Origin of the sequence: Fulverythrobacter fulvus (genome assembly GCF_037154085.1) — a bacterium.
GTDB classification, from domain to species: Bacteria; Pseudomonadota; Alphaproteobacteria; order Sphingomonadales; family Sphingomonadaceae; genus Andeanibacterium; species Andeanibacterium fulvum.
Genome location: NZ_JBANRM010000004.1, coordinates 90115 through 111423, shown reverse-complemented (window position 1 = coordinate 111423; position 21309 = coordinate 90115). Strand labels below are relative to the sequence as shown.

18 protein-coding genes are annotated in these 21309 nt (G+C 64.2%); 12 read left to right on the top strand and 6 right to left on the bottom strand.

Annotated features, from left to right (window positions below; all coding sequences use genetic code 11):
* Positions 1–166 precede the first annotated feature (166 nt).
* From WFP36_RS12675 to WFP36_RS12665, 3 genes are all read left to right on the top strand, one after another.
* Complete coding sequence (locus WFP36_RS12675) at positions 167–499, top strand: hypothetical protein (protein WP_336980880.1); 333 nt, start codon at positions 167–169, stop codon at positions 497–499.
* Entirely contained in the window at positions 496–978 is a 483-nt protein-coding gene (locus tag WFP36_RS12670) for a hypothetical protein (protein WP_336980879.1), read from the top strand. The genes WFP36_RS12675 and WFP36_RS12670 overlap by 4 nt, the downstream gene beginning before the upstream one ends.
* Positions 979–1086: 108 nt before the next feature.
* The gene (locus WFP36_RS12665) at positions 1087–1977 is read left to right on the top strand and encodes a phytanoyl-CoA dioxygenase family protein (RefSeq protein WP_336980878.1); all 891 of its coding nucleotides are present in this window, start codon (positions 1087–1089) and stop codon (positions 1975–1977) included.
* Here WFP36_RS12665 and WFP36_RS12660 read toward each other — a convergent pair whose 3' ends face one another.
* From WFP36_RS12660 to WFP36_RS12650, 3 genes are all read right to left on the bottom strand, one after another.
* Positions 1978–2682: a helix-turn-helix transcriptional regulator gene (locus tag WFP36_RS12660; protein ID WP_336980877.1), complete on the bottom strand. Its 705-nt coding sequence runs from the start codon at positions 2680–2682 to the stop codon at positions 1978–1980.
* A gap of 11 nt (positions 2683–2693) precedes the next feature.
* Positions 2694–4010 carry a spinster family MFS transporter gene (locus tag WFP36_RS12655; RefSeq protein WP_336980876.1) on the bottom strand — a complete coding sequence of 439 codons (1317 nt, stop codon included), beginning with the start codon at positions 4008–4010 and terminating at the stop codon, positions 2694–2696.
* A gap of 106 nt (positions 4011–4116) precedes the next feature.
* On the bottom strand, positions 4117–5043 hold the full coding sequence (locus WFP36_RS12650) for a LysR family transcriptional regulator (protein WP_336980875.1): 927 nt from the start codon (positions 5041–5043) through the stop codon (positions 4117–4119).
* A gap of 324 nt (positions 5044–5367) precedes the next feature.
* On the opposite strand from WFP36_RS12650, the gene WFP36_RS12645 reads away from it, so the two are divergent.
* From WFP36_RS12645 to WFP36_RS12610, 8 genes are read left to right on the top strand one after another with little or no spacing between them, the layout of a single operon-like run.
* Positions 5368–6528: a diaminopropionate ammonia-lyase gene (locus WFP36_RS12645; RefSeq protein ID WP_336980874.1), complete on the top strand. Its 1161-nt coding sequence runs from the start codon at positions 5368–5370 to the stop codon at positions 6526–6528.
* Positions 6525–8573, top strand: coding sequence for a hydantoinase/oxoprolinase family protein (locus tag WFP36_RS12640; protein ID WP_336980873.1), 2049 nt, complete (start codon positions 6525–6527; stop codon positions 8571–8573). The genes WFP36_RS12645 and WFP36_RS12640 overlap by 4 nt, the downstream gene beginning before the upstream one ends.
* A complete protein-coding gene (locus WFP36_RS12635) occupies positions 8570–10321 on the top strand; it encodes a hydantoinase B/oxoprolinase family protein (RefSeq protein ID WP_336980872.1) in 1752 nt (583 codons plus the stop codon). Before WFP36_RS12640 ends, WFP36_RS12635 begins: the two co-directional genes overlap by 4 nt.
* Entirely contained in the window at positions 10318–11454 is a 1137-nt protein-coding gene (locus tag WFP36_RS12630; protein ID WP_336980871.1) for an NAD(P)/FAD-dependent oxidoreductase, read from the top strand. The genes WFP36_RS12635 and WFP36_RS12630 overlap by 4 nt, the downstream gene beginning before the upstream one ends.
* Positions 11451–12773 (top strand): Rieske 2Fe-2S domain-containing protein, encoded by a 1323-nt coding sequence (locus WFP36_RS12625; protein WP_336980870.1) that lies wholly within the window; start codon positions 11451–11453, stop codon positions 12771–12773. Before WFP36_RS12630 ends, WFP36_RS12625 begins: the two co-directional genes overlap by 4 nt.
* The gene (locus WFP36_RS12620) at positions 12770–13522 is read left to right on the top strand and encodes an SDR family NAD(P)-dependent oxidoreductase (RefSeq protein WP_336980869.1); all 753 of its coding nucleotides are present in this window, start codon (positions 12770–12772) and stop codon (positions 13520–13522) included. The genes WFP36_RS12625 and WFP36_RS12620 overlap by 4 nt, the downstream gene beginning before the upstream one ends.
* On the top strand, positions 13522–15081 hold the full coding sequence (locus tag WFP36_RS12615) for a gamma-glutamyltransferase family protein (protein WP_336980868.1): 1560 nt from the start codon (positions 13522–13524) through the stop codon (positions 15079–15081). The genes WFP36_RS12620 and WFP36_RS12615 overlap by 1 nt, the downstream gene beginning before the upstream one ends.
* Positions 15071–16312 (top strand): lipase family protein, encoded by a 1242-nt coding sequence (locus tag WFP36_RS12610; RefSeq protein WP_336980867.1) that lies wholly within the window; start codon positions 15071–15073, stop codon positions 16310–16312. The genes WFP36_RS12615 and WFP36_RS12610 overlap by 11 nt, the downstream gene beginning before the upstream one ends.
* Positions 16313–16398: 86 nt before the next feature.
* Here WFP36_RS12610 and WFP36_RS12605 read toward each other — a convergent pair whose 3' ends face one another.
* Genes WFP36_RS12605 through WFP36_RS12595 form a run of 3 tightly spaced genes read right to left on the bottom strand, consistent with a single transcriptional unit; the run spans position 16399 to position 18525 of the window.
* The gene (locus tag WFP36_RS12605; RefSeq protein WP_336980866.1) at positions 16399–17019 is read right to left on the bottom strand and encodes an urea amidolyase associated protein UAAP2; all 621 of its coding nucleotides are present in this window, start codon (positions 17017–17019) and stop codon (positions 16399–16401) included.
* Between the two features lie 5 nt (positions 17020–17024).
* The gene (locus WFP36_RS12600) at positions 17025–17852 is read right to left on the bottom strand and encodes an urea amidolyase associated protein UAAP1 (protein ID WP_336980865.1); all 828 of its coding nucleotides are present in this window, start codon (positions 17850–17852) and stop codon (positions 17025–17027) included.
* A 34-nt stretch (positions 17853–17886) separates the two neighbouring features.
* On the bottom strand, positions 17887–18525 hold the full coding sequence (locus WFP36_RS12595) for a cysteine hydrolase family protein (protein ID WP_336980864.1): 639 nt from the start codon (positions 18523–18525) through the stop codon (positions 17887–17889).
* Between the two features lie 445 nt (positions 18526–18970).
* On the opposite strand from WFP36_RS12595, the gene WFP36_RS12590 reads away from it, so the two are divergent.
* Positions 18971–21298: a TonB-dependent receptor gene (locus WFP36_RS12590; protein ID WP_336980863.1), complete on the top strand. Its 2328-nt coding sequence runs from the start codon at positions 18971–18973 to the stop codon at positions 21296–21298.
* Positions 21299–21309: the final 11 nt, after the last annotated feature.

The window sequence follows — 21309 nt, the reverse complement described above, 5'->3', positions numbered from 1 at the left end:
TCTCGCACGCCGCGATCGCGGCAAATGCAGCCGCCTGGCGGCTATGGAACGGGATTGCGTGATCCGATTGGCGCGAAAGGGGCACGCGCCGGCCGGTGACGCCACCTTCAGCGGTGCAGGGGCAGCCGTTGGAGGTGGCGGACTAATTCGCCACCGGAGACGGTAATTGCGCCGCCGGGAGCACCCGACAGCGCTGCCGCGCTGCAATGGCGGCCGTGAACCGGCAACCCCCGGTGAGGAAGCTCTGGCCGATCATTGTCGGATGGAGGCAGGGCAACTTCCCGAAAAACACCCGCTCAATTCTCTCGTCGGGCTTTCCCACGGCGAGCGCGGAAATTTGCTGCGCTTTGCCGCCCGCGCTCCGGTGCTGGCCGGCATGCTGTTCGTTACCGCCTCTTCGAAAAGCGAAATCCGCGAAAACCGTTCAGCCACTTTCGCCGCGCCCGCCATCGGGGGCAGGCGATCCACTCATCCGTTGCGGAGCAAGGAATGGAAATGAGGAGTGTCAGTGCTGCTGTGACCGCTCTTGCTGCCGTCCTTCTGCTGTCCGCTTGCGGAGAAGCGGATTCGGGCAAGGAAAGTGCTGCCGCGGAGGCGTCCGCATCGGGCACTCCGGAACTCGTACCCGCAAGTGCCGAAGAAGGTAGCGTCTTCGTTGCGGGTGAGAGTGGGGAAACGGTCAGGAAGGTAGAGAATTGCGTGCTGGATACGCCCAAGGGCCATTATGACGGCCCGTGCGAGCGGGTCGAATGGGGCGGCCCGAGCTTCTCGATCCGGCGAGTAGACGGCAAGGCATTTCTGGACGGGATCACCGAAGTGGTGGTCGAGGTCGACCGGCCCGGCGAAGATGCCGGCGGGTCCTATCGCCGCGGGCCGGAGGGCGATCTTGTGCCCACAGGCCCGCTTGCCTTCCGTGACGATTGTGCCTGCTGGGTTCGCCCCGATTTCAGGGTCGGCGCCTTCGCTCTTCCGCAATAGGAACGGACGCGGCCTCGCACCCGCCCCCTACTAAAGTGGATTTGTGGAGTCCGGGCGCTCTTCCCATCCTGCTGTCACGCAATCGCGGACACTGGATAGGAGACCCTCATGTCCCTGAAGCATTTTCCCAATACCGTAAGCGTCGAGGATGTGATCGAGGCGCTGCGGACGGATGGCTATGCCATCGTGGACGATCTCGCTTCGGCCGAGACGATGGATGCGATCATCGCCGAGATGCAGCCCTTCATCGACAACACCGCCTTTGGCTATGACAATTACCTGGGCAAGAAGACCCGGCGCACTGGCGCCTTGATCGCCCGTTCGCCTACCTCCCATCAGTTGATCCAGCATCCGCTGGTGCTGGGTGCCTGCGGCGGTCTGCTCCACCGCGCGAGCCGTTTTCAGCTGCAGCTGACCCAGATCATCAGCGTCTATCCCGATTCCCCGGCGCAGAAGCTGCATCAGGATGAGACCATCTGGGACTTCTTCCCCTTTCCGCTGGACTATCACCCCCAGTGCAGCCTGCTGTGGGCGATGAGCGACTATACCGAGGAAAACGGCGCGACCCGCATCGTGCCCAATTCGCAGGATCAGAAGGGCCGCCATTACGACATTTCGGAGAGCCTTCCTGCCGAGATGAGCCGGGGTTCCGCCTTGTTCTACACCGGCAAGGTGTTCCACGGCGCCGGCCAGAACAAGTCGGACGGAGTGCGCATGGCGCTGAACGTCACTTATGCGGCAGGCTGGCTGCGGCAGGAGGAGAACCAGTATCTCACGACGCCGATCGAAGTGGCGCGCGAGTTGCCGGACGATCTGCTGAAGCTGATGGGATACCAGATGGGCTGCCTGGGCATGGGCTATGTCCGCGATTTCGAAGACCCGATGGTGACAGTGCGCGATCCTTCCACCGTGCCGCCGCTGGGTATCTCGCTGCTTCAGGAAAGCGCGGCGGGCGGCAATGCCGCCATTGCCGAATTCCTTAGCGATATCGCCGAGTGATCAGGTGAAGGACGACAGGCGGGCGGCGAGCGCGGTACGCGTATCGACGCCCACCTTGTCGAAGATCTGGCGCATATAGGTTTTCACCGTGGACAGGGTCAGGCCGAGGCAATCGGCAATGTCCTGATTGCTGGCGCCCACGGAGACATATTCGCACACCGCGCATTCGCGGGCCGTCAGGCCGACGCGTTCCCGCAGCATCCGCCCACGCTTTTCCGTTCGTACCCGCTCATGCGATTGCAGGTTGAACGCGACGTAGCGATAGATCGCATCGATCATGCGGAAATCGCCCGTAAAGGGCGGATCGCCTTCCAGCCCCAGCAGGCTGGCCCCGCCGAATGCCCGCCGTTCCTGCCCTTCGCCGGACCAGAAGACGAATTCCAGGTTCCCCGTCACGTTATATTCGCCAAGGAAGGAGAGATAACGGCGGCGATCCTGCGCGGGGATGGCCTTGGCCTCGCTATGCAGTTCGGCAATGCTCTTGCCGCCCTCCACGAGGCGCGAGGCGAGGAGCGGATCGTAGGGGCGCATTTCCCGCCGGTAATGTTCGGCAAGGCCTTCTGGCAGGCCCAGCAGGGCATCGTTGACCGTGTCGAGCTCCGGCTCGATCCAGTAGAACATCACGGCGCGGACACTGAAGGTCTGGCGCAGGAATTCGAGCGTTTCGGTGATGAGCCGGTCGGATCTTTCGCTGGCCGGGATCATCGCCGCGCCTCTCAGATGCGCCGCTCGAATGTGCGGGCCGCATCGATCAGGGCGAGGGCGCCGATCACCGCGAAGACCTGCATCGCCATGATTGCCGGGGCGAGCCCGCCCGCCGCCCCGCTGCCGCCGATGAGGTCGCTTGCCAGTCCGGTCAGCGTCGGCCCCATGCCCTGGCCGATGATGTTGAGCACGAACAGGATCGTCGCCATGCCCAGTGCGCGCAGGCGCGGCGGAAGCAGCATCTGGCTGGCTGCAAAGAGCGGCGCGGAATAGCCCGAAACACAGAATTCGATTGCGAAATAGCACGCATAGGAAAGGTTCACCGGCAGGCTGAAGAACAGCAGGATCAAAGGTGCCGAGGCCGCAGAGCAGAGCAGCGGAATCCACAGATACCAGCGGCGGTCGCGGCGGGCGAGCCGATCAGCCATGATTCCGAAGGCGAGAGCGCCGAAGATTCCGGTCAGCCCCTGGAACAGCCCGCTGATCGAGCCGACTTCCGTGGCGCTCAGCCCATGGGCGCGGATCAGATAGGTGGGAATCCAGTTCTCGAAGGCCGAAGTTGCGCAGGAAATGAAACCGAAGCCGAAGGCGATGCCCAGGAAGGGGCGGTTCTTGCGGAAGAAATTCCACGCTTCGCCCCGGCTGTAGTGGCGCTCGCTTTCCGCGGGGCTGCCGTCATAGGTGCCGCGGCGCGGTTCGCGCATGACTAAGGCCATCAGCGCCGCAAAGGCGATGCCGGGCAACCCGAGCAGCAGGAACGCTTCCCGCCAGCCGAAACTGTCCGCCGCCATGCCGCCAAGGGTGAGCCCGGCCCAGGTGCCGATGGAAATGCCCAGCGAATAGATGGCGATCGCCGTGCCGCGCCGGCGAGCCGGGAAGTAATCGGAAATCAGCGAATAGGCCGCCGGTGAACAGCCCGCAGAAGCAATGGCGATGCCGAAGCGGGCAAAGGCCAGGCTGAAGAAGGAACCGGCCACGCCGATCATGGCGGTTAGGCTGCTCCATGCCCCGAGAGCGGATGTGATGATCCACTTGCGCGATTTCTGGTCGGCCATGCGCGCAATCGGGAAACCCGCCAGCGAATAGAGCAGCGAGGCGCCAAAGCCGGTCAGCAGGCCGATCTGGGTGTTGGAGACATTGAGATCCTTGCTGATCGGATCGATCAGGATCACCAGCAGGAAACGGTCCATCCAGCTGAAACTGTAGACTGCCGTAAGCATCGCCAGAACGAACCAGGCGTAGCGCGTGGGGTTTTCGTCTTCCTCAGCGGCAAGCCCGGCGGCGGCAGGCGATGAGGGGAGGGCTGTGTCCTGGCGAGTTTCTGTCATGGTGCCATCGTTTCGCACGAGGGCAGAGCTTTGAATGGAGTTCTCGGCAACTATGGTTGCGCTGGTGGGAAGGTGAATGGCCGCCGCGCCGCCTGCTGGGGAGGGATCAGGCAAGCTCGACCTGAGGCAGGAGGCATTCGACGAAGGCGGAAACCAGCGGCGAAACGGCGCCGTGGCGAGTGATTGCGCTGATCCGGCTATGGAAATTGAAGGTTTCCGGTGCAATCGCGCGGAACCGGTCGCCGCACCACAGCGCCTCGACATAATTATTGGGCAGGAAGCCCAGATAGGCGTCCGAATTCACCATCATGGCGATGGATTCCATGTGATTGGCAGTGGCAGTGCGATTGAGCAGGCCGCTGACGCCCATCTTCTCCATCATGTGAACCATCGGATATCCGGCCATTTCATAAGCGGAGAGGTCAACATCGCCGATCTTGCCGCCATGCTCGGTCCAGATCGGGTGGCCGACCGAGCAATAGAGACAACTGACCTCTTCATAGAGCAGGTGATAGGTCAGTTGTTCCATGTGCCGCCGCTCGAACACCAGCCCTACGTCCAACTCGCCTTCGATCACCTGTTGTTCGATCATGTTGGAAGTTTCGGTCACGATCTTGAAGGAGACGTTCGGATAGAATTGCTTATAGGCGCGCACCGCGTCTGACAGGCGAAAATGCGGATCGCTGCCGAGTGAATCCACCATGCCGATCCGCAGGGCGCCTGCCGGATTGGCATGGATGTGGCGCACCTTGTTCTCGAAATTGCTGAGATTTTCGAACAGGGTCATGCAGGCTTCGTGCACCTGCTTGCCTTCTGCCGTCAGCGTGAAGCCCCTGCGCCCGCGGTCGCACAGGCGCAGGCCGAGGCGCACTTCCAGATCCTTGATGTAGCGGCTGATGGAAGGAAGGCCGATCTGGAGTTCGGACTCGGCCGCGACGAAGCCGCCATGGCGCACCACCGTACAAAAGGTTCGCAGCAGGCGCAGGTCGTTATCGCTGATCCGCCCGGTAAACCCTTTGACCGCCAGTTCCATACTTCGATCTCCGCGCAACTAACATTGCCGAGGGCGACATTTCCCGCGCCGCCTGGACGGGCTTCATTATGTCACGAGATTGCCGCTTTCGATCAAGCGGAATCTTACGAAATTGTTGCAGTGCCGCATTGGGCTGATCTTTCCGGAAGCGAGCTTTCAAGCTGACTTTCGGTGACGGGGTTCGTTTGCCTCGAGAAAATTGCCGCGCTGCAACAAGTGCTTGCCGCTCATGCGGGCGGGGGCTGGTGACAGGTTTGGGCGCGCGGCAAAGCGGGGGCCGGTTTGTTGCGCGCCGGTGCAAGTGAATGAAGGGCAGCGCTGCGAATGGCCGCAATATTCAGCAAGGCGATTGAACCGACTCCGACAGCGGAAGGAAGGCCCGGTCCGCTCGACCTGTGCGTGCCGCGTGCCATGCGTCTGCGTGCACAGGCGGATATTCCGCAGTGGGAGGGGTATCAGCCAACCCCGCTGATCGATCTGCCGGGTATGGCCGGGGCGCTTGGTCTTGGCAGGGTGCTGACCAAATATGAGGCCGGGCGGTTCGGTCTCGGTTCCTTCAAGGCGCTGGGCGGGGCTTTTGCGGCAGCGCAGGCGCTGGAAGGCCTTGCTCCCGATGCCATCGCGGCGGCCACCGTTGTCACGGCTTCCGACGGCAATCATGGCCTTTCGGTCGCCTGGGGCGCGCGGCGTATCGGCTGTGCCTGCAAGATATATCTGCACGAGAACGTGGCCGAAAGCCGGGCCGAACTGATCCGTGCGCAGGGTGCCGAAGTGGTGCGGATCGCCGGGAATTACGACGATTCCACGCACCAGGCCCGCGAAGATGCTCTCGCCAATGGCTGGGTGCTGGTCTCCGATACCGCGATCACCGAGGAAGACCAGGCGCCCGGCGTGGTGATGGCCGGCTACACGGTGATGATGGACGAGATCGTGGCCGATCTCGCCGCCAACAATGTCGTGCCGACCCACGTCTTCATTCAGGGCGGCTGTGGCGGGCTCGCCGCTGCGGCCTTTGGCGCATTGTTCGATGCCTGGGGCCCCGGGCCGCGCTTCGTGATGGTGGAGCCCGACAAGGCCGACTGCCTCTATCAATCGGCCATTGCCGGTCACCCGGTGCGGATCGAGGGCGATCTCGACACAGTGATGGGCGGGCTTTCGGTGGGGGAAGTCTCGCTGACGGCATGGAAGACCATCGAACTGATCGTGGGCGACTATCTGGTCATCCCGGACAGTGCTGCGGTCGAAACGATGAAGGCGCTGGGCGAGGGCGCGTTCGGCGATACCCCGCTGCTGGTGGGCGACGCCGGTTCGGCCGGGCTCGCCGGGCTGATCGTTGCCGCAAGGGACGATGATTTCCGGGCAAAGCTGGGGCTGGGCAGCCAGTCCATTGTGCTCACCATCGTCACCGAAGGGGCAGTGGATGCCGCCGGCTACCGGGAATTGACCGGGCTCGATCCCGCTTCGGTCGCGGAGGCACGGGCATGAGCTGGATCGTCGGCGTCGATGTGGGCGGGACCTTTACCGACTTCACTGCCTGGAACGAGGAAACCGGCCGCACCCATGTGCACAAGCGGCCTTCTACGCCGCACAACCCGGCCGAGGCGATCCTCAACGGGCTCGACGAATTGTGCATCGCCAACCGGATCGGCAAGGCTGATATCGCCCGCCTGTGCCATGGCACGACCGTGGCCACCAATGCGCTGATCCAGCATTCGGGCGGCAAGCTGGCACTGATCGTCACCAAGGGCTTTCGCGACCTGCTGGAGATCGGGCGGCAGGTCCGGCCGAAAATCTACGATTTCCAGGTCGATCACCCGCCGGCCCTTGTCCCCCGTCCGCGCCGCTTCGAGGCGGATGAACGAGTGACCTGCGATGGCGAGCTGGTGCAGGCCCTTTCCGATGCAGAGATCGCGCGGCTGGTGGAAGAAGTGCGCCAAGCCGATGTCGATGCGGTTGCGGTCTGCCTGCTCTTCGCCTTTGCCCGGCCCGAGCACGAAAAGCGGATCGGCGATGCCCTGCGTAGCGCGCTGCCGGGTATCCACCTTTCGCTCTCGCACGAAGTCCAGCCGGAATTCCGCGAATATGAGCGGCTCTCCACCAGCGTGCTCAACGCCTATCTCCAGCCGGTGATGGCGGAGTATCTGACGGCGCTGGAAACCGAACTCCACCATGCCGCGCCCGATTGCCGGTTGGGTGTGAACCAGTCTTCCGGGGGGCTGATCTCGGTCGACCGGGCAAGGCGCTTCCCGATCCGCACGGCTCTTTCAGGCCCGGCAGCGGGGATTTCCGGGGCCATCGACATTGCCCGGCGCGCGGGCGAAGGGGATGTCATCACTCTCGACATGGGCGGGACCTCCGCCGACGTGGCGCTGATCCGCGACTATGCCGCCGACATGACGCGCGAACGCTGGGTGGAAGGCTATCCGGTGCGGCTTTCGGCCATCGATATCCACGCGGTGGGCGCGGGCGGGGGCTCGATTGCCTGGCGCGATCTGGACGGGTTGCTCAAGGTTGGCCCGCAAAGCGCCGGCGCCGTTCCGGGCCCGGCCTGTTATCGCCGCGGGGGCACGCAGCCCACGGTCAGCGATGCCAATCTGGTGCTGGGGCGCCTGCCTGCAAGCGGGCTGCTCAAGGGCGAGATGGCGCTGGATGTGGACGCGGCCCACCGGGTGATCGGCGATCTGGCGGAAGAGATCGACCTGCCGGTGGAACACACGGCCATGGGCGTGATCGATATCGTCGTGGCGAACATGGCCCGCGCAGTGCGCAAAATTTCCATCGAGCGCGGCTTCGATCCGCGCGAATTCACGCTGATGCCATTCGGCGGGGCGGGGCCGCTCCACGCCTCGGCGGTTGCGCGGGCGCTGGGGATGAAGCGCATCCTCATCCCGCCGAGCCCCGGCCTGCTCTGCGCGCAGGGCCTGCTGGCCTCGGACGACCGCGAGAACCTCGTCCAGCCCATGCCCATGCCACTGGCGGACGAGCGCTTCGGCGCCAGCTTCTCCACCTCGCTGGAGGCGCTGCGCAAGCAGGCGGAAACATGGTTCGTGACCGAGCAGGTCCTGCCTCATCGCCGTTCGACCGAACTGCTGCTGGACCTGCGCTATATCGGCCAGAACTTCGAACTGTCGCTGCCCTTGCAGCTTCATCCCGGTGAAGTGCCGGAGATCGAGCGGATCGCGGAAGCATTCAACGCCGCGCACGAGCGGACCTATGGCTTCTTCGACGCTGACAGCGCGATCGAAGTCGTCTGCCTGCGGCTGATCGCGATTGCCCATAACCGCCAGACCGCACCCAGCGTGGAAGTTCCCGAGCCTTCCGAGGCCATCGCGACGGGAGAGCGGCGCGTGGTCTTCGCTCGCGACGAGGCAGTGATGACCGCCGTGTTCGAGCGCGAGGCCCTGCATCCCGGCGACTGGTTCCATGGCCCGGCCATCGTGGACCAGCTGGACACAACCATCGTGATCTACCCTGGCGACCGGGCGCATGTGGATTCCGTTTTCAACCTGGTGATCGAGGTCAACCGATGAACAAGCCAGCCCCAACCGGCGCCGCCGGGCTCGATGCGGTGACGCTGGAGATCCTGCTCAACGCCCTGCGATCCGTGGCGGACGAGACCTATATCTCGCTGATGCGGTCGGCCTATTCGACCAACATCAAGGAGCGGAACGACCATTCCACTGCCCTGATCGACCCGAAAGGTCGCCTCATCGCCCTGTGCGAGGCTGCCCAGCCGATCCATCTTTCCTCCATGCTGGGGCTGACGACGCACCTGCTGGAGAAATACCGCCTGTCCGACTTCCGGCCCGGCGACATCTTCGTGGGCAACGATCCCTTTGCCGCGGGCGGATCGCATCTGCCCGACGTCAACATGTCCATGCCGATCTTCGCGGGCGACCGATTGCTGGGCTTCATGTGCAACATTGCCCATCACGCCGATATCGGCGGCATGGCGCCCGGTTCCATGTCGGGCGGGACCGAGATCTACCAGGAAGGACTGCGCATTCCGCCCGTCCGCCTGTTCGATGGCGGAGTGCTGTGCCGGGATATGCTGGACCTGATCCTGCTGAACGTCCGCGTGCCGGAGGAACGGCGCGGGGACTATAATGCGCAGGTCGCCGCCTGCCGCCTCGGCGCCCGCCGGGTGGAGGAACTGGCGGAGTTGCGCGGGGCCGAAACTCTGCTTGCCGCCTATGACGAGATCGTCGAGCGCACCTTCAACCGCATGACACGTGCCGCGCTGAAGGTTCCGGCCGGGATCTATCGCTTCACCGATTTGATGGACGATGACGGCAAGGGCGCGGAAGACATGCCCATCGCGGTGACCGTCACCTGCGGCGATCTGGCGGACGCGGGCAGGCTGCGCTTCGATTTTACCGGCACCTCGCCCGCGGTGAAGGGCAATATCAATTGCCCCTATTACGCCACGCAATCCTCGGTCGCCTATGTGTTCCGGGCGATGGTGGACCCGGAATGCCCGATCAATCAGGGCATGCTGGATGCGATGGAAGTGATCGCGCCCGAAGGCTGCCTGGTGAACGCGGCATTCCCTGCCGCCGTGGCGGGCCGGGCCAATACCTGCCAGCGGATCATCGATACGGTGATCGGCGCACTGGCGGAGGCGATGCCGGGCGAGGCAGTAGGCGCGGCCAATGGCGCCAACACCATGGCGGTGTTTTCCGGCCGCGGGGCGGACGGCAAGCGCTATGTTTATCTGGAGACAGTCGGCGGTGGGTTCGGCGGCCGGGCGACGCATGACGGGAAGGACGGGGTTCAGGTCCACCTGATCAACACCTCCAACCTGCCGGTGGAGGCGATCGAGACCGAATATCCCCTGCTGGTCGAAGCTTACGAGCTGATCCCCGATACGGGCGGGGCGGGAACTTATCGTGGCGGGCTGGGCCTGCGCCGCGTGCTGCGGCCGCGCGGCCATGTCGCCATGTTCTCAGGGCAGGGCGAACGCTTCCGCAACGCCCCCTGGGGCGTGTTCGGCGGGACGAAGGGCGGCACCGGCCGCTTCCTCGTCCGCCGGGCGGACGGGCGCGAGGAAGTATTACCCACCAAGCCGGCCTTTGTGGAGATCCACCCGGACGAGGCCCTGATCGTCGAGACCGCCGGGGCGGGCGGTTATGGCGATCCGGCCCGGCGCGATCCGGTGGCCATCGCGGAAGACCTCGCCTCCGGCAAGTTCAGCGCGGCCTATCTGGCCAGCCATTACCCCCAGTTCAGCGAAGCAGGCGCCACAGAAGATGTGCGCCCGATGGAGAATGCCCAATGAGCGCGCAGCAGACGGCCCTGATCGTGGGCGGCGGGATTTACGGCCTCACGACCGCCTGGGCGCTGGCCCGGCGCGGCTGGAAGGTGACTGTGCTGGAAGCCGAGGCACTGCCCAATCCGCGCTCCTCCTCGCATGACGAGCATCGCATCATTCGCCATGCCTATGGCAAGCTGGAAGGCTATGCCCGGCTGATGCCCGCCGCCTTCGAGCAGTGGGACGTGCTGTGGGCCGATCTGGGCACTCGCCACGTCGCGCCCATCGGGGCGACCTATTTCGTGCGGCATGACGATAATTGGTTCGAGCCCACCATCCGCGCTTTGGACGAGATGTCGGTGGGTTACAGCATCACCCCGATTGACGAGGCCGCGCCGCGCTATCCCATGATCGAGTTCGACGGGGTGCAGGCCGTTGTGGAGACTCAAGGGGCGGGCATGCTGTTTCCGGCCCGCATCCTCAACGATCTGGTGGTCCACCTTTCGCGTATCGGGGTGGAACTGGTGACGGGCGCCCATGTGGATGCCATCGATCCGGAAAAGGCCACTGCCCGCGTGGGGCAGACCGTCTATGAGGCGGACAGGCTGATCGTCTGCACCGGGGCCTGGATCGACCGGCTGGTGCCCGAAATGAAGGGCGTGGCCGTGCCCAGCCGGCAGGCCGTGCTGTATCTCGCGCCGCCGGCGGAACTGGCCGATGCCTGGTCGCGCGCGCCGGTGATCGTCACGCGGGGCAAGGATGGCGGGCTCTACACCATGCCGCCGCGCTACGGCATGCGCTTCAAGGTGGGCGATCACCGCTTCTCTCGCGAGGGGGACCCGGATGGCAATCGCGTGCCGACCGCGCGGGATATCGAACAGATACGCACCCTGTTTGCCGAGGGCTTCCACGATCCGGCCAGCTACCGCCCGCTGGAAGCCAAGGCCTGTTACTACACCGTCACCGAGGACGAGGCCTTCATCGTCAGGCCGCTCGGCGCGAAAGGCCACTTCGTCAGCGCCTGTTCCGGCCATGGCTTCAAGCTCGCCCCACTGGTGGCGGAACGGCTTGCGGCCGGGCTCTGCGGCGAAATCGGCGATGCCGAACTGACTGCCTATTGCGCCGCCCGTCCGCTCGAGCTCGAGGGAGCCGCCGCATGAACGCTGCCGATAATGCCCTGCTCACACAGGTGGGCCCCAGCACGCCGATGGGCGAATTGATGCGTGAATACTGGCTACCCGCTTGCCTAGCGCGGGAGCTTGAGCCCGGCGGGGAACCCATGCGCCTTATGCTGCTGGGCGAAAAGCTCGTCGCCTTCCGCACGCCGGAGGGGGAAGTGGGCATCATGGACCACGCCTGCCCCCATCGCTGCGCCTCGCTTTTTTACGGCCGCAATGAATCCGGCGGGCTGCGCTGCGTCTATCACGGGTGGAAATTCGCGCCGGACGGGCAGTGTCTCGAACAGCCTAACGTGCCGCCGGAAAACAGCTTCGCCAAGCGCCTGAAGGCCAATGCCTATCCCTGCGTCGAGCGCAACGGGGTGATCTGGGCCTATATGGGCAAGCGCGAGACCCCGCCGCCCCTGACCGGGATCGAGGCGACCTTGCTGCCCGAAGGCGAAGTGCGGCTGAGCTGTTCGCTGCGCCGGTGCAATTACCTGCAGGTGCTGGAGGGGGAGATCGATACCTCCCATTTCGGGTTCCTCCATGGCGGTTCGGTCGCGCTGGAAGACCTCGACCCGGAAGACCTCAACAGCGTGTCCCTGCGTGACCGCGCGCCGCGCTATCACGTGGCGGAAACACCGGCGGGCGCGATGTATGCCGCCTATCGCGATACTTCGGACGGGCAGATCTATTACCGCGTCGCCCATTACCTGCTGCCCTTCTACACGCAGTTCCCCGATGGCGTTTTCCGGGAGAACATCGTGCTCGATGCCGCTGTCCCCATGGATGACGAGCACACGATGATCTTCACCTGGATGTACAAGCGCCGCACGGCGGGCGTGCGCAGGCTGAAGGACGGCTCGCCCATCCCCGGGCTGGAGCGCGATGAGGACTACCTGCCCAACGGCACCGGATGGTTCGAGCGCTGGCGCGCCGTGGCCAGTCCCGACAATGACTATCTGATCGACCGCGATGCACAGCGCGAGCGCAGCTATACCGGCATGATCGGGGTGCAATTGCAGGATCAGGCCATCGTCGAGAGCATGGGCCCGATCAGTGACCGCACCAAGGAACATCTGACCGTTTCCGATCACATGATCGTGGTCACGAGGCGGCGCCTGCTGCGGACTGTCCGGGCGCATCAGGAAGGCCAGACACCTCCCGGGCTGGAGGATGTGGGGGCCTTCCAGCAGGCGCGTTCCGGCGCGTTCCTCGCCGACGCGGATGCCCATTGGCAGGATGCCTATGGCGAACAGGTTGCAAAGGCGCACAACCCCACAGGTGTGCTTCACTACGAAAAAGGCGCAAGCGCATGAGCAGGCTGGCAGGCAAGCGGATCCTGTTCATCGGGGGGATCACCAATATCGGCGCAGCTGCGGTTAAGGCCATCGTGGCCGAAGGTGCGCGCGTGGCAGTGGCGGATATTGCCGAAGAGGCAGGGCTTGAGAGCGTGAAGCCTTATGGCGATGCAGCGCGCTTCTTTCCGGTGGATGTCACCAGCGAGGAAAGCGTCAAGTCGCTGGTGGCCGCGGCGACCGATTGGCTCGGTGGGCTGGACGGGCTGTGCCAGAATGCCGGCTATCTTCGCGCCGGGCCGGTGGACCAGTTCTCGGCGACCGAGTGGGACATGGTCTATGCCGTGAACGTGCGGGCGCAGTTCTTCGGCGTGAAATATGCCGCCCCTCACCTCAAGCGGGCCGGCAAGGGTTCCATCGTCAACATGTCGTCCCTCGCGGGCAAGCATGGCGGACCGGGGCGGGCAGCCTACAGTTCGGCGAAGGCGGCTGTGATCGGCATGGGCAATTCGCTGGCGGCGGAACTGGCGCCGTTCGACATTCGCGTGAACACGCTCTGCCCCGGCTGGATCGACACGCCCTTCAATCGCCCCGCGATCGATTTCATCGGCGGCGATGGAGTGGTGGAGGACATGGTGCAGGCAACCGTCCCCATGGGCCGTCAGGGCACGCCCGAGGAAGTGGCGCCGTCCTTCGTCTATCTCCTGTCCGACGAGAGCAGCTACGTCACCTCGCAGGCGCTCATCATCGATGGCGGATCCTACAGCTGATGCGTGATTTCCAGCTTCCCGGCCGTTCGGCGGCCTATGGCGCCAAGGGCATGATTGCCACGTCCCACCCGGATGCGGCACGTGTGGGGCTGGAAATCCTGCAGGAAGGCGGCAGCGCCGCCGATGCCGCGCTTGCCGCAAGCGCAGTGATGGCCGTGGCCGAGCCGCAGAATGCCGGGCTGGGCGGGGACACATTCTACATTCATTGTAGCGCAGGCGGGAACGTCAGCGCCTATAATGGCTCGGGCCGCATGCCCGCCGCTTTCGACGCCGGAGCTGCCGGTGCAATCGGGCTGGAAAGCGTTCACTCCGTCACCGTGCCGGGGGCGGTGGAGGCAATGGGGCGGCTGCATGCCGATCACTGCCGCATGCCGCTCGACCGGCTGCTTGCCCCGGCGATTGCGCTGGCGCGCGACGGCTGGCGGGTACAGCCGCGCGTCGCGTGGGATTGGCAATATGGGCAGGCCCGGCTCGCCGGGAGCCCGACTGCCGCGTCCTTCTGGGGCCGGGCCGTGCAGGCGGGTGACCGGATCGCGCAGCCCGCGCTTGCCCGCACCTTGCAGGACATCGCCGTGAATGGCTGGCGCGCCTTCTATGAAGGCGAGACGGCGCAGGGCATCGTTGCCACCTTGCGCGGGCTTGGCGGCTTCCATCGCGAGGAGGATTTTGCCGCCCATCAGGGCGAGGCCGTCACGCCGATCCGCACGCAATATCGCGGGCTCGATATCCTCGAATGCCCGCCCAACGGGCAGGGGATGACTGTCCTGCTGATGCTCAACATCCTTTCCGGTCTGGATGTGCACAAGGTCTGGCAGAACCCTGCCGACTGGGCGCATCTGCTCGCCCAGGTAAGCCAGCTTGCCTATGCCGAGCGCGACCGTTGGATTTGCGATCCGGCCTTCGCCACCATTCCACTCGCCACTCTGCTGTCTCCGCGCTTTGCCGATGGACTGCGCGCCCGGCTCGATCCCGCGCGGGCGATCGCAGTCGATCCGGTGGACGAGCCGGAGCACAAGGACACGGTCTATCTCGCCTGCGTCGACGAGGACGGAAACGCGGTCAGCTTCATCAATTCGATCTTCACCGATTTCGGCAGCGCGATTTACGACGAGGCATCGGGCATCCTGCTGCACAATCGCGGGGCAAGCTTTGCCGCGCAGCCCGATCATCCCAATGCAGCGGCACCGGGCAAGCGCCCGATGCATACGATCATCCCGGGAATGGCGATGAAGGACGGGCGTCCGGTCATGCCCTTCGGCGTGATGGGCGGGCATTATCAGGCGACCGGGCAGGTGCAGCTGCTCTCGGCCATGCTCGATGCCGGGCTGGACCCGCAGCAGGCCATGGAACTGCCGCGCCATTTCGCCTTTGGCGGCGAGCTGGAGCTGGAACGCGGTGTGAGCCAGGAAGTGGCTGCCACGCTTGCTGCCAGGGGGCATGCGGTTCGCCGGGCGGAGCGGCCCATCGGCGGCGGGCAGGCCGTCTGGATCGATCATCAACGCGGGGTGCTGGTCGGCGGCACCGATCCCAGGAAGGATGGATATGCGCTTGGATATTAGGCTTCTCGGCACGCTGCTGGCGGCGCCCGCGCTCGCGGCAATGGCTGCTCCTGCCATGGCTGAAGAATGGGCGGGCGATGGGGGGCTTCCCGGCTTCTACCGCTGGGACCAGCCGATCCCTGCCCGGCCCGGTATCATGCTGCGCACCGAGACGGCTCCGGCAGAAGTGGCCCTTCCGGGGGCGGGTCGCTCCGAACGCATCCTCTACAGCTCGACCGATTGGCGCGATGGGCGTGCGGCGACGACGGTTTCCGGCATCGTGTTCTTTCCCAAGGGTACTCCGCCCGCAGGCGGCTGGCCGGTAATCGCCTGGGCCCATGGCACGACGGGCATCGCCGATCCCTGTGCTCCGTCCGCCATGCCGCGTTCGGGCCGGGACACGCAGTTCCTCGGCCATTGGCTGGAACAGGGCTATGCGGTGGTCGCGACCGATTATGCCGGGTTGGGGACGCCGGGTGTGCATCCCTATCTGCAATACAGGGCAGAGGGGATTTCGGTGCTCGACGCGATCCGCGCCTCGCTCGCCCGCTATCCGGAATTGAATCCGGCCAAGGTGATGACGATGGGCCAGTCCCAGGGTTCCGAAGGAGCAATCGCCGCAGCCTATCTCGCGCCCTCCTATGCGCCCGATCTCACGATCCGCGGCACGGTGGCGACCGGCCTCGTCGCTCACACCGATAATCCGGGCAAGGCGCCGCAAGTGGCGATCCCGCAGATCTATCTGGATGACGGCGATTACGGCAATTCCGCCTATGAGATCCTGTGGTTCCTTGGCACGGCGCGTTCCGCCGATCCGGAGGCTATCCGCCCGCAGGACTATCTCTCGGCCGGAGGCTGGGCGATGCTGGCCAAGGCGCAGACCACCTGCATGGGGGGGCTGAGGGCCTTTGCGAATGAGCAGAAACTGCCCTTTTCCGAATTCTACAAGCGCCCGTTCGACGATCTGGAAAAGGCCACCGGCTCGCTGTCATCCTTCCCGGACGTGCGCATTTCTACTCCGGTATTCACTGGCACCGGCCTTGAGGACAAGGATGCGATCCCGGCCAAGCAGTACAACTTCATCTCCGCCATGTGCGCGGCGGGAACCACTGTGGAATGGCACTATTACCCCGGCGAAGATCACAGCTCGGCCGTGCCCGCGGCGCTGGCCGACGCGCCTGCATTCGTGAAGGCGGCGATGAATGGGGAGAAGATCGCGGGTAACTGCGATGCGTTGAAGAAGCCGCAATAGGCCGGGGAGATGCAGCCGGGGGGCGTTCTGTGTCTCCCCGGCCATTCCCGCCCGGCGGGAAGTGCGGGTTTGAACCGGGCAGGGCCTTACTGGCGGACGATCATCCGCACGGGCGTGGGGTTGAAGCCGTTGCAGGGATTGTTGATCTGCGGGCAGTTGGAGACGACCACGGTCACATCCATCAGCGCCTCCAGCGTGACGGACAGGCCGGGCGCCGAGATTCCGTCGACGATCCCCAGCGTGCCGTCCGCTTCCACCGGCACGTTCATAAAGAAATTGATGTTGGATACCATGTCGCGCTTGTTGCGTCCGGCGCGGGAATTGGCCTCAAGGAAATTGTCCACGCAGGCATGCTGGTGGCGCGTGTGGTGGCCATAGCGCAAGGTGTTGGACTCGCAGGAACAGGCACCGCCAATCGTGTCGTGATATTCCACGGTGGAACCGACGATCCGCATCATCGGATTGCCTTCGTTGGACAGCAGCTTGCTGCCGGTGCGCAGGAAGATGTTGCCTTGCGCCGCGATCGTATCCTGCGCGCTGTAGCGTTCCGCATCGTCATGGCTGTTGTAGAGCAGGAAATCGACCGCCTGATTGCCCTCAAGGTCGATGATCTCCAGCACCTGCCCAGCCTTCAAATCATGCATCCAGGGCGCACGGGCGGGGACGGTTTCGTCATGGACGATAGTTCCGGCAGCGGTTTGGGCCATGGTGCTCACCTCGTGTAATAGTCTTCGGTGTTGAGGAAGGCGCGCAGTCCTTCGGGCGTGCCGGTGCGGATCGCGTCGGCAGGGCCTGTCACCGGCCCGCGCCAGGCCCGGATCATCACGGGCGTCGCGGAATAGCTCTCGCGCGGGTCGAGCACGTGGGGGCAGTTCGCCATGACCAGGATCATGTCCATTTCGGCGCGCAGCAGCAATTTCCGGCCCGGCGCGAAGGGGCCGGCGACCGGCGTGGTCGCGCCGTCTTCCTCGATCCGCACGCCCTTGAACAGGTTGATGCAGGGGTGGATGTCCTTGCGGCCGAGGCCATATTTGGCCACCGCGATCCGGAACCTGTCGCGCGCATTGGGATGGGGGCCGTAATTGTCCCCCGCGCCATATTTGCGGGCATTGGATGCCTCGTTCGAAGCGCCGCAGAACGTGTCATGCGTGCCGGCCTCGTCCTCAAGGATAGACAGCATCACGCGCCCCATATCCGACAGGATGAAACGCCCGGCTTCAAGATAGCCGTTCCACTGGATCTTCACCGTATCGGCCACGTTGAGCCGTTCGGTCGGAAATTCGGCATTGAAGGCCAGCAGCGAAATGCAGCCATCGCCTTCCAGATCGGTCAGCTCGATCCGCGCGCCTCGCCGCACGATCTTGGAAGTATAACCACCCGGCGCGACGGTTTCGGCCCAGATCATCGCCTCGGGTGCGATATTGGCGGGGATCGCGTCGGCATCGCCGGCGGGCAGGGTGGGCATGGCCTCCACCCTTGTTCCCCCTTGCGCGCGGGCATGATCGCGTGCGGCATAGGGATTTGCGGTGGAGCTGCTCATGATGCGTGCCGTTCCTCTGCGGTTGGCTTTCCTGTCATTCCGCCGGGGCGTAATCGCGGGCGGAGAAGGCCTGCATCACTTCGTCCGAAGTGCGGATCGCGCCCATCTGGAGATATTCCATCGCCTTGAGCGCAGCCTCATGTGCCGGGGGCGAGGAGGCAGTGGTGCAATCTTCCACCACGCGGCAGTAATAATCGTGCTGGTGGGCATCGACGAAGGTGTAGTGCACGCACACGTCGGTGAAGCCGCCGGTCAGGATCAGCGTATCGGCCTTGAGCCCCTTGAGCAGGATTTCCAGATCGGTGCCGAAGAAGCAGGAATAGCGCCGCTTGGCGAGAACGTAATCGTCCGGACGGATGCCCAGTTCCTCGATCGCTACCTCGCTATAGGGCGAATCTTCCAGGCAGTGGACGTTCTCGGTACCGTCCAGTTCACGGCCGAAGTCGATCAGGTTGGGGCGGTGGACTTCCTTGAAGAAGACGACCGGAATGTCGGCCGCGCGCGCTGCGTCCACTACCGGGCGCACGCGGTGCATGCGCTCGATCCGGTCAGGCAGCATGGGAAGCCGCTCGCTCGGCTCCCAATCGGTGAAGCTGCCCTTCTGGACGTCGATTACCACCAGTACCGGGCGGCCTACGATCATCGGTTTCGGCTGTTTTACTGGCTCGCTCATGCGGCGGGTCCCCACTTATTCCATTCTCTTCCCATGGATGGCGCTACGCAGCGGCGGCTGAAATAGCCGGTGAAGCAAGGTTGCTTGCGCTTTGATGCAACTATGGTGAAAGCAACGCCGCTGGCAGTGGGCCTCAAGGTCGGAAACCTGCCGATCGTCATGGAAATGCGTGGGCTTGTGCCCCGGGTTCACTTCGCAAAACCGGTAACTAACATTGTGGCTGGCGGCATTTTTCGTTTGGCAAACTCTGTAACCCTCACTTCCGCAGCGAAACCCGCGGCAAGGCAGGCAAAGACCTGGCTCCGGGGGACAAGGCAGGCAGCCGAAAGGCGGACCGGGCAACGCGGCGGATAACATAAGGCCCCGAAGCGGCACAGACCGTGGGGCGCACGTAGCAGGACGGCAACAGGAGGATTGAAACACTACATAAAGTGAGGGCTATGCCATGCTTCTTGGGATCAACCGGCCGCTTCGGCTTCACACTACCCGTTCCCGCCCGGTTCCGGGCCTGAAACTCGCGGCTCTCGCCAGCGCTGCCACATTCGTTCTGCCGGGCATTGCCCAGGCGCAGGACGCCGCCCCCGCCGATGACAGCGGCGTTATCATGGTCACGGCGCAGAAGCGCGCCGAGAGTATCCTCGAAGTGCCGGTGAGCATCAGCGTGCTCGATGCCGACCTGCTCGAAAAGAGCCATGTCACTGACTATGCCGATCTTTCCCGCGCCGTTCCCGGCCTTTCCTTCACCAATTCCGGTACTTCGGGCATGAGCCGCATCGCCTTGCGCGGTGTCTCCTCGGCCTCCGGTTCGGCCACTGTGGGCGTCTATCTCGACGATGTGTCGCTCACTTTCCCGAACCAGTTCTTCACTGGCGCCACTCTTCCCCGCCTGTTCGATATCGACCGGGTGGAAGTGCTGCGCGGCCCGCAGGGCACGCTTTATGGCGACAGCTCGCTGGGCGGCACACTGCGCTTCATCACCTCCAAGCCGACGCTCGGCGCGGTCGAAGGCGATGCTTCGGGCGAACTGTCCTTCACGGAAGGCGGCGATGCCAATTACCGCGTAGGCGGGGCGATCAACCTGCCTCTGGGCGAAAACGCCGCCCTGCGTATCGCTGGCGAAACCGGCTATCAGAGCGGCTTTGTCGACCGGGTGGACGGCAGCGGCGACGTGATCGACAAGAATATCGATTCCGAACGCTACCACGCCGTGCGCGCCACTCTGCTGTGGCAGCCGAGCGATAGCCTCACCATCACCCCCGCGCTGCAGTGGCAATATGTGAAGAGCGACGATACCAATATCTTCAAGCTCTCCCTGCCGCGCTTCCAGGTCGACCGGCTGGTGCCCGAGCCGAGCCGCGACGAGTTGTACGTTCCCAGCCTGACCATCGAGAAGACCTTCGGCGATTACACGCTGACCTCGATCACCTCCTACATGAACCGCACGTTCGACCGCCGGTTCGACGCCACGATCTATGACAGCGAATATGTCGCTTGGGAGATCGATCCCGATTTCGGCACCGGTTACGATACGATTGCGGCCCTGCCGGGCGTGCTGGCGAATAATGACCAGGTCTCGAACTGGGCGCAGGAACTGCGCTTCGCCTCGCCTTCGATCGAGAAGTCCGGCAAGCCCTTCGAGTGGCAGGTGGGCGTCTATCTCAACTCGCTTGAGGCCCGCTCGCTCGACGATGAATATGTCTATGGCCTCAACGATGCGGTCGCCGATCTTTACGACACCACTGTCGAAGACCTGATCGGCTACGAAGCGCCCGATGACCTGCTGGGGTACTTCCATTCCACCCGCAAGCTGGACCAGATCGCTGCCTTCGCCGAAGGGTCGCTCATGCTGGCCAAGGGGCTGAAGCTCACGGCAGGCGTGCGCCAGGTGAAGGCCTGGACGAAGTATGAGATGAACGAAGGCGGCTGGCTGGCCGCGGGCGCGCCCGCCTATGAGACGGCGAAGTCCGACGAAAGCCCGCTGACGCCGAAATTCGCCCTGAACTACGCCGTCACCGACAATCTCAGCTTCTATGCCAGTGCCACCAAGGGCTTCCGCCTGGGCGGACAGAACAATGCCCTGCCGACCTATTGCGGCAGCGCCATCGAAGAGCTGGGGCTGAGTGCGGACAAGGCCAAGTCCTTCGGTTCCGACTCCCTGTGGGCCTATGAAGGCGGCATGAAGTCGTCGCTGTTCGGCAACCGCCTGATGGTGAACGCCTCGCTTTACCGGATCGACTGGAGCAACATCCAGCAGCAGCTGCGTCTTGCCTCCTGCGGCTATGTCATCACCTCCAATGCCGGCGATGCGCGCAGCCAGGGCGGCGAGTTGGAGATCATGGCGCGGGTGACCGACGAGCTGACCCTGCGGGCTGCCGGCGGCATCACCGATGCGGAGATCACCAAGGAAGCCGAAGGCTCGGCCGCCCAGAAGGGGCAGAAGGTGCTGGCCGTTCCTGAAAAGACGCTCACTCTCGGCCTCGATTACGACCGGCCGATTTCGGACAAGGCCAGCTTCTATCTCAGCACCAACTGGACCTATACTGGCAAGAGCCATGGCAGCTTCAACACGGCCGATCTGGACTATGAACGCCCGGATTACTGGGTGGGCAATCTGGACATCGGGTTCGATTTCGATGGCCTGAAGCTGGCGGCCTTCGTGAAGAACATCACCAATGACCAGACCGTGATCCAGCGGCCTTCGGTGCTGTTCGTCCGCCAGGGCCTTACAGTACGGCCGCGTACCATCGGCGTTTCGGTGAGCAAGAGCTTCTAAGGCAAGGTCAG

Coding starts and splice junctions, on each gene's coding strand:
- WFP36_RS12595 (WP_336980864.1), bottom strand. CDS start 18,525: ATGAGCGAGCCAGTAAAACAGCCGAAACCGATGATCGTAGGCCGCCCG.
- WFP36_RS12665 (WP_336980878.1), top strand. CDS start 1,087: ATGTCCCTGAAGCATTTTCCCAATACCGTAAGCGTCGAGGATGTGATC.
- WFP36_RS12660 (WP_336980877.1), bottom strand. CDS start 2,682: ATGATCCCGGCCAGCGAAAGATCCGACCGGCTCATCACCGAAACGCTC.
- WFP36_RS12630 (WP_336980871.1), top strand. CDS start 10,318: ATGAGCGCGCAGCAGACGGCCCTGATCGTGGGCGGCGGGATTTACGGC.
- WFP36_RS12600 (WP_336980865.1), bottom strand. CDS start 17,852: ATGAGCAGCTCCACCGCAAATCCCTATGCCGCACGCGATCATGCCCGC.
- WFP36_RS12590 (WP_336980863.1), top strand. CDS start 18,971: ATGCTTCTTGGGATCAACCGGCCGCTTCGGCTTCACACTACCCGTTCC.
- WFP36_RS12640 (WP_336980873.1), top strand. CDS start 6,525: ATGAGCTGGATCGTCGGCGTCGATGTGGGCGGGACCTTTACCGACTTC.
- WFP36_RS12645 (WP_336980874.1), top strand. CDS start 5,368: ATGGCCGCAATATTCAGCAAGGCGATTGAACCGACTCCGACAGCGGAA.
- WFP36_RS12615 (WP_336980868.1), top strand. CDS start 13,522: ATGCGTGATTTCCAGCTTCCCGGCCGTTCGGCGGCCTATGGCGCCAAG.
- WFP36_RS12635 (WP_336980872.1), top strand. CDS start 8,570: ATGAACAAGCCAGCCCCAACCGGCGCCGCCGGGCTCGATGCGGTGACG.
- WFP36_RS12650 (WP_336980875.1), bottom strand. CDS start 5,043: ATGGAACTGGCGGTCAAAGGGTTTACCGGGCGGATCAGCGATAACGAC.
- WFP36_RS12670 (WP_336980879.1), top strand. CDS start 496: ATGAGGAGTGTCAGTGCTGCTGTGACCGCTCTTGCTGCCGTCCTTCTG.
- WFP36_RS12620 (WP_336980869.1), top strand. CDS start 12,770: ATGAGCAGGCTGGCAGGCAAGCGGATCCTGTTCATCGGGGGGATCACC.
- WFP36_RS12625 (WP_336980870.1), top strand. CDS start 11,451: ATGAACGCTGCCGATAATGCCCTGCTCACACAGGTGGGCCCCAGCACG.
- WFP36_RS12655 (WP_336980876.1), bottom strand. CDS start 4,010: ATGACAGAAACTCGCCAGGACACAGCCCTCCCCTCATCGCCTGCCGCC.
- WFP36_RS12605 (WP_336980866.1), bottom strand. CDS start 17,019: ATGGCCCAAACCGCTGCCGGAACTATCGTCCATGACGAAACCGTCCCC.